The 13397-nt window shown below is 33.1% G+C and carries 10 protein-coding genes and 1 pseudogene; 3 read left to right on the top strand and 8 right to left on the bottom strand.

Annotation, left to right across the window (positions count from 1 at the left end; genetic code table 11):
* Positions 1 to 444: 444 nt before the first annotated feature.
* Together ACWV26_RS08190 and ACWV26_RS08185 are read right to left on the bottom strand one after the other, a co-directional pair.
* Positions 445 to 2415, bottom strand: a complete 1971-nt coding sequence (locus ACWV26_RS08190) for a hypothetical protein (RefSeq protein ID WP_455897852.1) — start codon at positions 2413 to 2415, stop codon at positions 445 to 447.
* A 410-nt stretch (positions 2416 to 2825) separates the two neighbouring features.
* Entirely contained in the window at positions 2826 to 2963 is a 138-nt protein-coding gene (locus tag ACWV26_RS08185; RefSeq protein ID WP_455897851.1) for a YfhE family protein, read from the bottom strand.
* A gap of 435 nt (positions 2964 to 3398) precedes the next feature.
* On the opposite strand from ACWV26_RS08185, the gene ACWV26_RS08180 reads away from it, so the two are divergent.
* The gene (locus ACWV26_RS08180; protein ID WP_455897850.1) at positions 3399 to 3563 is read left to right on the top strand and encodes a hypothetical protein; all 165 of its coding nucleotides are present in this window, start codon (positions 3399 to 3401) and stop codon (positions 3561 to 3563) included.
* 647 nt (positions 3564 to 4210) lie between these two features.
* Here ACWV26_RS08180 and ACWV26_RS08175 read toward each other — a convergent pair.
* The 5 genes from ACWV26_RS08175 to ACWV26_RS08155 form a co-directional block, all read right to left on the bottom strand.
* The gene (locus tag ACWV26_RS08175) at positions 4211 to 4678 is read right to left on the bottom strand and encodes a helix-hairpin-helix domain-containing protein (RefSeq protein ID WP_455897849.1); all 468 of its coding nucleotides are present in this window, start codon (positions 4676 to 4678) and stop codon (positions 4211 to 4213) included.
* 740 nt (positions 4679 to 5418) lie between these two features.
* Positions 5419 to 6705 carry a type II restriction enzyme gene (locus tag ACWV26_RS08170; RefSeq protein WP_455897848.1) on the bottom strand — a complete coding sequence of 429 codons (1287 nt, stop codon included), beginning with the start codon at positions 6703 to 6705 and terminating at the stop codon, positions 5419 to 5421.
* A gap of 356 nt (positions 6706 to 7061) precedes the next feature.
* Positions 7062 to 7973: a type II restriction endonuclease gene (locus tag ACWV26_RS08165; RefSeq protein ID WP_455897847.1), complete on the bottom strand. Its 912-nt coding sequence runs from the start codon at positions 7971 to 7973 to the stop codon at positions 7062 to 7064.
* Between the two features lie 73 nt (positions 7974 to 8046).
* Positions 8047 to 8949 (bottom strand): DNA adenine methylase, encoded by a 903-nt coding sequence (locus ACWV26_RS08160; RefSeq protein WP_455897846.1) that lies wholly within the window; start codon positions 8947 to 8949, stop codon positions 8047 to 8049.
* Positions 8946 to 9734 (bottom strand): DNA-methyltransferase, encoded by a 789-nt coding sequence (locus tag ACWV26_RS08155; protein ID WP_455897845.1) that lies wholly within the window; start codon positions 9732 to 9734, stop codon positions 8946 to 8948. Before ACWV26_RS08155 ends, ACWV26_RS08160 begins: the two co-directional genes overlap by 4 nt.
* A 203-nt stretch (positions 9735 to 9937) precedes the next feature.
* On the opposite strand from ACWV26_RS08155, the gene ACWV26_RS08150 reads away from it, so the two are divergent.
* Both ACWV26_RS08150 and ACWV26_RS08145 read left to right on the top strand, forming a co-directional pair.
* A complete protein-coding gene (locus ACWV26_RS08150) occupies positions 9938 to 10603 on the top strand; it encodes a MutH/Sau3AI family endonuclease (protein ID WP_455897844.1) in 666 nt (221 codons plus the stop codon).
* Positions 10604 to 10865: 262 nt separating this feature from the next.
* A pseudogene (locus ACWV26_RS08145) lies at positions 10866 to 11466 on the top strand (class I SAM-dependent methyltransferase).
* Positions 11467 to 11816: 350 nt separating this feature from the next.
* On the opposite strand, the gene ACWV26_RS08140 reads toward ACWV26_RS08145, so the two are convergent.
* Positions 11817 to 13388, bottom strand: a complete 1572-nt coding sequence (locus ACWV26_RS08140; RefSeq protein WP_455897843.1) for a SagB family peptide dehydrogenase — start codon at positions 13386 to 13388, stop codon at positions 11817 to 11819.
* Positions 13389 to 13397 lie beyond the last annotated feature (9 nt).

The raw sequence follows: 13397 nt of genomic DNA, 5'->3' as shown, positions 1-13397 counted from the left end.
TTTAAATTCTAATTAAATTAGGACATTATTTGTTGTATTCGAGGATAATATTTCCTAAAACGCGGATGTTTTTTCTGGAATCACGAATAATCGAACTCAAATCGCGGATGATTCATCGTAAATCGCGGATGTTCGCTTGTTACACCTATGAATATTTTCAAAAACTTGTATTCAAAAAGATTTACATAATTCCAGTTTAATTCATTCTCTTAATGCAAAGAATTTCTTTTTAAGTAGACTAGCAAGGTTTATAAAATAAAGATGTTCACTCTCAATTATACACAATAAAGTAAATAGTACTTTTAAAAAAGTTGCTGTTTAAGATAGTTGTTTACACTAGTGACTTTTAATATGTAAACAAAAAGACCGTCGACGTGGGTGTATCGTACGGTCATAATAATGATTTTTAATGGTATTCCTTCATAAATAACTCATTCTTCATGTTTATAGTGATGGAGGCCAAATATATTGTTTTCCCCAACTCTCTCTTGCAAGGCTTTCAATTTGTTCAATAATCTGAACATCAACGAGGGATGCGTCCCCATGTTCATAAGGGTTATAGTGGAAGACATACATACGAGATACAAATTGGGCAAATGGAAGTGAGGCTTCCCCTTCCTCTTCACCATGATTTTTTACAGACGGCTCAATTCCTTGTCCCCAGTTTTGGCCACTGTCATTGTTCGGATTGTAAAAATAAACCCGATATTCACCTTCTTTATCTTGGGCAATACGCTGGATGGAAACGGCATGAAGCCCCAACAACTGGCCATGAATATCCGTTATAAAAATACCTACAGGGTTTGGATATATGAGTTCATACCCATCGTTATACTCAGGATGATGAGTGGCATAAAACAATCGGACAAACCTAGAATAATTGATGACTGTTCTTGTTAGTGGATCAATAATACTGGCAAACCCGCGTTGAATCCAGTCTCCGTAAAATTCAGGATTTACCCATTTATGTCCATCCTGTCCTCGAAGCAATGTCCTTTTCATCATTTCGTTATAAATCTTATCAAGATGTTTCACTAAAACCTTGGATACTGGATCTAGTTCTTGATGTATTTCTGAAGCAACCCCTTCCACTAATAAAGATGAATGAATAATATCCCCTTCAAAAACCATATGAATATCGTTATCCCTAGCAGCACGTGCAATAAACTCGAGCAATTGGCCAGCGTCATGCTGTGACCATAGGCTAATTGCGCGTGTAGACTGACATGTGGGATTCATTCCTTGACCTACCCCTAAAGGCTGACCTAACACGCTTAACGTTCCGGACACTAGAATAGCATTTGCCGTTAATCCCTCGCACTTTGTTTCAGGTGTTAACAAGATTTCCTGCACTTCTGGATGAATCTCAAGTTCCAGTAAGCGTTGAATTCCTAGCGTAATCGGTTCCTGAGAGAGCAAACCTCTATTTAACACTTTCGCCAGTCCATAAATCGACTGGGCTGTTTGCGGATAAATAGAATCTTGTATCAACTCATCAACAAGCTCACGATGATCATGTAAAAGCGCTTGCCCTATTTCAGTCAATTGAAGAGCTGCAGGTAACAAATCAGAATGTTCACGAGCTAAATATCTGAGGAGCACTGCATGATAAGGGGATACAAGTCCCGTTTCGACGATTGACAGCCCAAACGATTCTGCTTCCTTTACCAACTCTTTTTTGGTGGCATCTTTTAAAGCCGCTCGATATTCATTGAAGTCATTCGCATGTTTGCTTAAATGACTTGGCGTTGTGATAGCATTTACATATTGTTGTAGAGAAGATTTCACTTTCTCATCAATGTTTGATTCCATAATCTGTTGTGCCATCGTAATCATGTTGAGTATTCGATTAACCATAATTGGACGCTGTATTGTAAGACGGTCGATTTCTGACACGATTTTCTTAGCAATTGCTTGAAAGGATAGTTCCTCCCCTAAGAAATGAAAGAGCCTTTCAGCTCGTTCAATATGTTCACCAGCATTCACTCTCGCCTCTTCTGTTTCTGGTGGAAATAAAATATCGAGATTTAAAGCTAATACTTCGTTTAAAAAATCTTTTGCTTCTTGGGCAGTTAATTCCTTATGTTCATATGTTCCTTTTGCAATGGCTAGCATTCGCAGCTCACTAAGCAATTCTACAATTGAATTCACACCTTTTAATTTTAATGAACCACCAACTAGAGGTGCTTGAAGTTTTGAAGCATTCTCCCAAGGTCCATTCAAAAACACACCTGCTTCATCAAAACGATGAGCATAATGAAACAATTCCTTTATACCTTCTTCTGTTTGAGTTAGTTCACTAGCCTGCCTGAAAACTTCTTTTTGATAATTGCTTTTCAAATACGGATCTGCCTGTCCAAGCAGATCCAGCGTCTGTTCAAAATTTGGTAATACTGATTTATCTAGAGCCTCCATCTTCCATTCCTCCTCATTCCTATTCAAAAATAAAAGTAGATGAATTATGTTATAAAATTCCGTCTGTAATTCCACTAATATCCAGTAATGTATAATTTATTTCCCTTAATTAAATCTTTCAAACTCTCATTTTTTTAAAAATTATTGCTTTCGGTCCAAATCTTTTACGAATCGTTGTCTAGTTTTCTGACTTTTGTGCTAGTAAAGATTTATTTAGTGCTAGCATTCTTAATGAATACTTTAATAGAATGAGTAGATTAATATGTAGAAATTTCGATTATTTTATCTAGTGTTACTTAGTGTAAGGAGGTTCTTGTTATATTAGAAGATATATTCAAGTGGATTAGAGGATGTGATTATCCGAAATAAAATGAACCTCAAATTAGCAAATTTGAGGTTCATTTTTGTTATTACTTTTTCGTGCGTTTATCCTTCTCATTCGCAGCGTCAGCACGTTGAAAATCTTTTCGATAGAGAATTTCTTGCATAGATGTTAGTCCATTATATTTTGTTGTGAAATGCTGAGGTGGTAACTTTTGGTCCTTCACAATGATCACTCCTTTCTTTATCTTCTAAAAGTTTTTCCTTTGGAATAGATGGATATACCATTATTTTTTGTAATGAATGAATTTAGTCAAGATGAACCAGGAGGATTTATTATTTCAAAAGGTATTTCTGTAATTGAGTAACTTTTTGTGTTTTTCTACTATTTAATTGGAATCATAGGTTGTGTTGGTTATTTTCTTATTGCAAAATGTTTTTTATATAGACTGGCGAGGTTTATAAAAAGAAAAGAAATTTATAAACAGATGGTGTTTTCGTTACCAAAATTTTAAACTTTCTTTGAAAACTTGCTCTCTTTCTTACTAGTTACTATATTGTCATAGCGAATTTTATAAAAATGATGTTTCATTTAGTAAAACACGGGTATATATATGACATAAGAAAATTAAATTATTAAAACATTAAGGAGTTGCATGTAGATGACAAAAGTAGTTTTAGTAAATGGAGAATATTTAGCAATCTTAGATGAAAGACAAGAAGTACACACGAAGAAGTTGCCTGAAGGATTAGAACTTGGACCAATGGGTGAAGTCCAATACGACCAAAAAACCGGAGAAATTATTGTTGATGGTCAGGCCATTTAAGCTCTTTTCACCATTAGCTACATAGAAAGCCTACTCATTATTATTGGATAATGAATAGGCTTTTTGTGTTTGAGTAATTGGATCTCATTCAATTCGCTCATTTTTGCTGGTAATTCGTTCTTTTGACGCTTTAATTCGCCCTTTTGATGCTCCAATTCTCCCTTTTCATCTTGCTATTCGCTCTTTTCTAAATTGCACTCTCACTATATGAAATTTAAGTCTCCGAAAAATCCGAATTAAATCTATTTATAAATATTTAGACTAGCGAGGTATATAAAATTAAATCGAAGATAATATACGGTGATGATTGGCAATTGTTTGGTACAATGTGAAAATACGAGATGGAAAAATTGGAAGTCTTATGATTTGAAATATTAGTAATACCATATAGGGTTAATAACTTAAGGATGGGTTATTTTAGATTTAATGATAAAAAAGCTCTAATCCCGTGTAAGACTTGGATTAGAGCTTTTGGATTTAAAAACATTTATGAACACAGTACGTACTAAGTATGAATAGGTTAAAGTTAAATTTTGCTTTCTATTGCGAAACCTCTAAGTGAAAGAGGATAATGATGTGTCTTGATGAATTCTCGTTATTGGATAGGCGAAGCTATATTAATAGGAAAAGACTTTCTTTCAAACAGATTAGTTTTTCACTTCATACCATGCGAGTTTAGGTCTTGTATCAGGATAGCCGTATTGTTTACGATCATTCTTTCGTTCTTCTGTAAAATCAAACCAACTTTTATCACTCTCTGGATCGTTAGCATAATAGACAATGCAACGAAATGCATCTTCTAGGCAGGGATCTTCCCAGTATTCACACTTTTCTTCCCAACGATTAAATAACTCAGAACCTTTCATGTTCTTTATTTCACTCAGCGAATTGTAACCTAAATCCACTACCCTTTGCGCCACTTTTGGACCAATAGAAGGAACGGTTTGAAATATAGCTAAAGCTCGTAAATATTTTGCCCTCTCCATTGTCACTTCCAAACATTGAGATAATATTGATAAATCCATACTCGAAATATCTTTTAATTTAATTTTACAAGCTTTTAATTTTGCTCTTTCTTCACTAGTCAAAGGAAGTTTTGGAGTAGAATTCGGCACAGGTTTCACCTTTCATACATGTTCTTCAAGTTTCTTTAAACTGCTTTCTACAAAAATCCATAATCTTAAAAAATTCTCTTCTGATTTATCCACAGCTGAAATAGTACAAATAGCAATGCGGAGTGGATTATACATGTCTTATGAAATAGCAACACTATGGATTATTATATATTCAAGAACTTTTTTCGGTTACCTAGAATTTATACCTCATCCCCAATTAATTCAACAATTATCATGTCATTGAATGTTGTTTGGCGCTCTTCAATGTTGCTTATATCGTTCCACTCAATTTTATACTCATGGTTCAGATGATACGTTATGTCATTCTTACTGTCGGTTTTTGGATTATTGCATCAACCTGTTCCTAAGAAATTTAATATAGGATTAAAGACAACAATATCCATTTCTATTTTTAGAAGTTTCTTTTGCCAATCCAAAATAATTGATGTTTCGTTCTAATTGAACTTTATATTCTTCTTTTGGCAAATTGGCTCTTAAGAAGATTGCCCATTCAAACTGTATACTGAACTCATTGTTAATTTCCATATTGCCTTTTGAAACTTTGCGATAAACTTAACTTGTAAATCCACACCAGTCACCCTTACATTAGTTAACCCTTTTGAAACGGATCCTTCTGGTGTGAAACTATACTCTCTAACCCTTTTTAAATCAAATTTATCATCGTAAAAACGGTAATTCATTAAAACATTGGATTTTTGAATCTTATTCTTTTGAAGAATTTAATATCTTTCAGGCAATTCCCAGATCCAATTTACCCAGCTTTTTACTGTTGAGGCCCTTCGAATATAAGTAGATTGTGAATTAACATTGTACAAGTTTGAACTTTCCAGTATAGTTGCAATTTTTTTCTTATCTAATGCTGAATTTTTGAGTTTTTCTAAAAAGACATTTCGAAAAGCAATATGCTTCAATATTTCTTCAGCTAGCGCCAGGTATTTTTCACGTGGTTTGTAGGACATGATTCGTTTACCTTTTTTTGATAGGCGAATCTTAGTTACTCCATTTTCTCTCCATCTCTCCACCAATCCAAGATACATTGCAGCAGTTGAATAATAACCCGTTTGTCTAATGTCAAAGTCGTAGGTTTGGGTTATTTCGTCGTAGGTTAAGTCGCCATCGTGTAACAATCCTAACATGTCTATTACTCTTTCAAAACTATCGGCCTGCGGGAATGGTATTTCGGGTTCTGAAACTGGTTCAATGAATAATACTAAATTATGTATATCCTTTACAGTGATAGATTGTGAATTAATAATATAATCTCTTTGTTCTATCAAATGTATTGAATTGTATTCATATGGATTCTCAAATTCATACTTAAAGAAGCTAAAAATATCGTTTGAGTATGTAAAGAAAACAGGTTTTATAGCTTTATCTAACTTTGATTTCCATAAACGATAAGGATAATACAGTTGTCTTATTAGAAAATCGTCAACAGTTGTGTTTTTAGCTTCTACTATAACAAATTTATTACGACCCTCGTATCCCCCATCTATCTCTATTTGCGAATTTTCTACGTTGAAATTTACCAATTCTCCTTGTTTAGTCTTAATATCAAAATTAAATTTTTTTGAAGACATTCGTCCAAAAACAGTTGGTTTTACGGGTTCTCCTACAACATCATCTATAAGACCGGCAACTAATGCGCAGCTAAGAGCCGCAGATTCAGAATATAGGTTATTTGTATCAATAGACTCAATATAAGAAGGCAATTCAAACCTTTTTGGATTAATTCTTTTGTTGTATTTTACCTTCTCGTAAACATTAAATTTACCGATTATGTAACTGGAACGACTATTTGGAAGGATAGCAAGCTTATGCTTTTGAAACTGTTGAGGAAGATTACTAGAGTGGTCAAACTTAGTCATTAAGCGTGGTTCTCTATATTCTCTAATAGCATTTGCCGTTATTTCATAAAATCCCTTTTCTTCTACTTCATTTGCTATATCATATCTTTCAAATAATTGATTCCAGGAATTGTCAGTTTTACCAATTTTCTTTGTCATAGTATGTTACCAATCCCTCCTATATACTCTCTTTAATTCGCTTCTATTAATTAACGATTGTCTGTTAAAATCTGTATAACTCTGTGATGGAGTCAATTAAGGAACTTAGCGCGACTTATATGCTCTTTTTATCCAATTCAACAATATTATTTGAAAGTTTTGATGAATCCATTAACATTATTAGCTTGCAAAAAGCGATAGGGCTTACTGTGTCATTTGAGGAATCCAGATAAACAAATCCTCTTATAATATTGGAATAAAAAACCACCAAAGGCTATGGTGGTTTTTGTTTTATCTACTTTAGATTAACTTTTTCTTATGCACTTTTCAATATATCAAACAACACCTTGATAAACTTATGATCTTAAAATCTCACCTAAATACTCGTTGTTTAACATATTCAGATTAATGATATAGCTAATTTCACTAAAGGCCTCATATAAAGGTTTTTTTGCTGTATGCCATCCTTGGCCATCAGTGATCCATACAAATTGGATATCAGAGTTTTTCTTGAATATAAATTTACTCATTTCAGTAAATTCACCAGAAACAGATTTTAGTTTTGAACCTCCTCCACCATAATAATTTACTTCAATTATTGTCAATTTATTTTTTTGAGGATTATATACTGCAAAATCATGAGCTCTAATAGATTCATTATATGGCATATCAAAATTCCATTTGAGTTTTATTGCTGGTGAAGTAGCTTGAGCCAAATATTCAAGACCATTTTCTTCGCAAATACTTTTTACCTTTTTCTCAACTATTTGTTCCATAAAAGTGCCACTTCGATTTTTTCTTCCATTGCTGTCAAGACCAACTTCTACTCCCGTAACATAATCTACTAAACTACTTGTACAATGTTTAGTAAGAAAATCCAGTATTCCTGATTGTTCAGCAAAATCTACGTATTTCACTATATTTTCATAATCAATATTTATAAAGTCTAGATTTTCAAATTGTAAATTCGCATCTTCATCTAAATATAATACATCAAATTTATAGTCTCTAATTGCTAATAAAATAGGCAATGCTTTAATTAAATTTGGATACTCTTTAAATAGTTTTAATGCTTCATCATAAACATTTTCTTTTCCAATTAAATAATTTAATGTATTCAAAGAAATTTCCAATTCTCTAGAATTTCTATAAACTTTTTCCCAATTCACATAATATTGTGGTGTTCTATTTGTTAGGCTTAATGAATCTATTAAATAATCAAATCTTTTTTCTTTTGCTAGTAATGCATATTCCTTATATGTGTACAATTAAAATATCTCCTTTTTCATCTAATTAAAAGAATAAAACCACTAACTAAAAATTATTGTTAGTGGTTTAAAATTATCCAACTACCAAGATTTCTGAAACAGCACTTCTACTTTTAGATTTTGCAGCAATATTACGTGCAGCTGATATTCTATGAATTGTAAATCCTCCGTATAATTTATCAAAATATGGTTCGTCTGAATCTGGATTTTTGGGATCTGAATTACTTACAGCAAAATGTACTCCTAATTGTTTTAACTTTTTACAAAGTTGAGCTAAGTCATCCTGATCATCATCATTAAACCCATCCTTAGCATACGATGTAAATGCAGCGGATGCTGTAATAGGTTTATATGGTGGATCAAAGTAAATAAAAGTTTTAGAATTTACAAGTTCTAATACTTTATCATAATTTGCATGTAATATTGTTGTATGTTTTAGAATTTCATGGATGTTAATAATATTGTCTTGATCATAAATATTGATTTTGTTCTTTTGACCAAAAGGAACATTAAAACGCCCTGATTTATTAACTCGATATAATCCATTAAAACAAGTTTTATTTAGAAAAATAAATTGAGCAGCACGTTGAAAATTAATAGTAGTATCTAAATTTTCTACACCCTGATTGAAAAAATCTCTTATTTTATAAAAGAATAATTTTTTTTCCTCAATATCCACTAAAGAATTATATTCATTTTGTAATGAATTCATTCCTTCTATTAAAATCACTGGATCTTTTTGAATTGCTTTATATGTGTTAATTAAATCTAAATTAATGTCGATAATTGTCATTGATTTAAATTTGTAAGTTTGAGCTAAATAAAAAAACATAGCTCCCCCACCAACAAATGGTTCTATATAATGTTCCATCTCGTTTAAATTGACTGACTCGGAAACTTTTTCTAAAATGGTCTCTACTAATTTAGATTTTCCGCCAGCCCATTTTACAAATGGATTAGCTTTTTCTTTACTCATATTAATTCTCCTTGAAAGTTTGAAACACAATCATAAATTCTCTTTTGTGCTATATCTAAATATTCCTTTTCTATGTCTATACCGATAAAATTCCTCTCTAAATTTGCGCAAGCAACTCCTGTAGTTCCACTTCCTAAGAATGGATCTAAAACTAAATCTCCTTTTTTTGAAGATGCTCTAATAATACGCATTAATAGCTCTAGTGGCTTTTGTGTAGGATGCTTACCAAATTTTTTTTCGCTCGATTTAGTAGTAGAAAAAGTCCAAACATCCTTCATCTGTTTGTTGTTATTTTCCAATTTCATAGCTTCATAATCAAAGTAATGCTTACTTTTTTCGTTTTTTCTTGCCCAAATAATTGTTTCCGTTGAATGTGTGAACATACGACAGCTTAAATTAGGCGATGGATTAGATTTTTGCCATGTAATGTTATTTAATAATTTCATTTCTAATTTTTGCATACAATGGCCAATTGAATACATATTATGAAATGTTCCGGAAACCCAAATAGAACCAGTATCCTTAATGATTCTTTGTGCTTCTTTTAAAAAATCGAAATTGAATTCGTCCATTGTCAAATCTTTAGCTTTATCCCATTCTCCTTTATCAACTGAAACCATTTTGCCTGCTTGACAAGTTATTCCTCCATTTGAGAGGAAGTAAGGGGGATCAGCAAATATCAGATCAATACTATTATCAGGAATTTGTTTGAGAATTTCTAAAGAATTACCTTTTATTAACTTACAGCCTTCAATTTCATAATATGGCGAAATTTTATTAATCAAATTACTACCCCCTAATAACGCTAAATTATACCACATATGTTTTAGCTATTAATTTTAAATCAAAATAATAAATATATTCCATATTTGTATGTTGTCTCAAATCTCAATAAATATCCATATTCTTCTGCATATATTTATTCTACCTTATTTATTATATTATTTATAAAATAAAAAGTTTTATTTATAAAGAAAGGTGGATTTAATTGAAATTATTAACAGCTCTTAGAAAAATGGAAGATGAGCATATTAAAAATGTTCCTTTTAAGGATTTATTTAGTGAAATAAATATTGATAAAATAAATAAAGGGAAAGTTGGTCAACTACTAGAAATACTTTTGGGTCTTGCTAATACTAGTAATCCTTTAGATTTTGAAGATGGAGAGCTAAAAACAAATAAATCTAAGTTTAATGGTGAGCCATTAGAAACAATGTTTATAACCCAAATTTCTTCACATATCGATGAAATGTTCAATAATATTTCTTTCGAAGAATCATGGCTTTATAACAAAATCAAAAGAATGATTTATTTACCGGTAGTTAAGGAATCTTCAGAACCTGCAGATTGGTTTTTCAAGGAACCCATTTATTTCGAGATGTCAATAAGTGATCAATTCTTTAATCAGCTTCAAAATGATTATATTAGTATTGTTAATCAAATGCGAAATTCTATTGAAAATGGGGATGGCTTTTTACACACGGCTAACGGCGAATACATTCAAATTCGGACAAAAGACTCTAAACCATATCACCCCATATTTTCAAGTCATTATAATAAACAGATTTCAAATAAAAATTTTGCATTCTACTTCAAAAAATCATTCATGAAAGATTTATTAAAGGCTTCTGATAAGTATCCAAACATTTGCTAATTAAGTTATAAGAAAACAAAATATTGCTATAAGCAATATTCGTATGAATACTATTATCTTATTACATTATAACAAACATTTGTTCTTATTCATACAATTAATAAAACTAATTGAAAAAAGTAATTTTTAAATACTTATTGTAAGTTACAATATTAACCAATTTCGTTGAGTTTCTAGCTCAGTTTCCTTTTTAAAATTCTAGAAACAATAATACAATGTATACTTCAAATTTCAGCCTCTTCCGAATTCTAGGTCCAGGTATATCGAAAATCAAACAATTTGGGGATATGAACCTGCCGACTCCACAATTTTGGCAAAGGATTTTTTCCTTGAAAAGGATGTTAAGGATATATTGATACCTGGTTTTGGATATGGCCGTAATGCAAAGGTATTTATGGACAATGGAATCGATGTAACAGGGATTGAGATTTCAAAAACAGCAATTGAATTGGCGAGGGAAAACGGGTTTACGAATCATATTTTTCATGGTTCAGTTGCGAATATGCCTTTTGATAACAAACTGTATGATGCTATTTTTTGTTATGCCATTATTCATTTATTGGATAAACATGAAAGAGAGAAATTTATCAAAGATTGTTATAATCAGTTAAGACCAAACGGATATATGATTTTTGTTACGATTTCAAAAGAGGCCCCTATGTTTGGTAAGGGCAAACAACTGGAAGAAGATTATTTCGAGATGATGGAGGGCCTTAGAATGTTCTTTTATGATTCCGACTCCATTAAAAGAATTTGGAAATTATGGACTTGTCGAGTTTTCGGAAATTGTTGAGCCTCATAAAAATGCTGAAAATAAACCGCCGTTTAAGTTTTTGATGGTTAAATGTAAAAAAGAACAATAGATACAATTGCTAACATCAGCGCATATGCTCGCATCTGCTGTTGCTATCAGTAAAGAAACCGTCCATTCTACTGCATCAGACGGTTTCTTTTTGTCATTTAATTACCCTCTACGGGAATTTCCCGCTATATGTTTGGTTCATCAAGATTTAACCCATTTATTAGAAATTGTTGAATCTTATTTATTAAAATACTCTTCTGTCTTCGATCATTTATGGCAACATTAAGCTCAATATTTTCAATATAAAATAATGCACATTCCTGCTTATATGCTCCATCGAAAATAAAGTTTGAATTCTCTGAATAAAGATAGCCTCAACTCCTAAAAGAAAATTGAGGCATTTCCACTTAATTAACTTTGCAGACTTCCACTTAACCAAGGACGGTGTCGATACGGACCTGTCGGGATTTGGATAAGGCTGGTTTTTCCTTGTGGACTCATCTTGTAAATCTCATCACATATATTCGCATCAAACCCAAGGAGTGGGTGCCCTCCGAATCCTAGGGCGGACGCGACTAGCAGGAGTCTTTGCACCAGCATACCCGCTTCCATTTGTTGGATGCGATATCCTCTGTATCCCATTTCTGTTTTGAAATGATTTTTGTCCCCTGCCACATGTAGACAAAGCGGTACTTGGAACATATTTACATTACCTCCGGACATTCCGTACTGTAACTGTAATCGCTGATCTCCGAGTTGTACTCGACGTAACGCATGGGCAGAGCTGTCATAGTGATACGCACCATTCGGAATGCCCTCGATATTATACAAACATCCGTAAATTGAGACACGGGACTTCTGTTTCTTTTGAAATCCATCCAAATCATTTTGATACGAGAAGGAATCCATCGCCTCCTTAAACAGTGTCGCAAGCTGCATTTGACTAACTCTCCCCAATACAAAATCTATGTCTGGAGAAAATCGCTTTCGGCAGGCCGACGCCAAATCATACGACAATTTCTTCACATATGGCAGAGTCACCATTTGACCCTCACAATTTATTTGCTCTTCCTTAATCTGGCGAAACGATCTCGTTGATTCCAACATAGACGCTTCATTCATCTTGGTTAACATCGGAAACTCTTTAACCCTTCGTGATCGGACGTAATGACTAGACTGAATTGCTGTCAACTCTTGGCATAATTCAGTGGCAGAGTCATCCCCATCTATGTTATTTCGGTTGAAGCAGCTTGTTGATTCCGCCGATAGTGGAATCATCGCATACACACTCTCCTCTTGTTCCGAAAGCCCAAGAAGGTGGTTGATGGCCCGATCAAGAAATTGGAAGTATACCCCAGTTGCGAAGCCAAAAGATTTAGCTACTTCCAGTAATTGTCCAATGAGCACCCCAGCATCCAACCCTTGAAGACGGTAGGCAAAATTATTGTATTTAAAAAAATTTTTCCAAAACATTGTCGATACAAAAACAGTACCAAAACAATCGGATATGTCACAGCGATTACCAAGTGCCTGGGATATATATGAATCGAAATTTCCTTCTCGCAACAACACTAAGCGATGATGTGCTACATCATAATGGTAAACACCGGCAGGCAAATTCTCTATCTTCAAATAAACGTACAATTCGTTTGGATACAGCGCCCCACCGGAGGGAACAAACCGCCGTTTCGACCGCATTAGGTCAATGGCTTGATCGCTGAATTCCAAGTTCGTCACAGACTCGCTAAATTGAGTTAGACCATATACATACCAGAGAAAATGACCGATTCTACTTAGGTCAGGCTTTATGGTTGCTTCCAGCCTTTCAAGCGTCAACGGTACTTCTAAAGAAAGTGGAATCACAGGTAAGCCACGATAAAGCTTAAAGTTAAGCGGTGCATCATCCCAATCTACTTCCCAGTTTGGCTCGCTTGCCTTGTCAATATCAAAATGGAGATTGTGCAGAAATGTTTCAAGATTCATCCTCCTACC

The organism is Rummeliibacillus sp. JY-2-4R, from assembly GCF_053847205.1.
Note: the sequence above shows the minus strand (reverse complement) of the source record. Positions and strands in the feature narration are given on the sequence as shown.

Bases quoted from the DNA above. Each gene is read 5' to 3' on its own strand.
- ACWV26_RS08190 (WP_455897852.1), bottom strand. From the start codon at position 2,415: ATGGAGGCTCTAGATAAATCAGTATTACCAAATTTTGAACAGACGCTG.
- ACWV26_RS08160 (WP_455897846.1), bottom strand. From the start codon at position 8,949: ATGAGTAAAGAAAAAGCTAATCCATTTGTAAAATGGGCTGGCGGAAAA.
- ACWV26_RS08180 (WP_455897850.1), top strand. From the start codon at position 3,399: ATGACAAAAGTAGTTTTAGTAAATGGAGAATATTTAGCAATCTTAGAT.
- ACWV26_RS08170 (WP_455897848.1), bottom strand. From the start codon at position 6,705: ATGACAAAGAAAATTGGTAAAACTGACAATTCCTGGAATCAATTATTT.
- ACWV26_RS08140 (WP_455897843.1), bottom strand. From the start codon at position 13,388: ATGAATCTTGAAACATTTCTGCACAATCTCCATTTTGATATTGACAAG.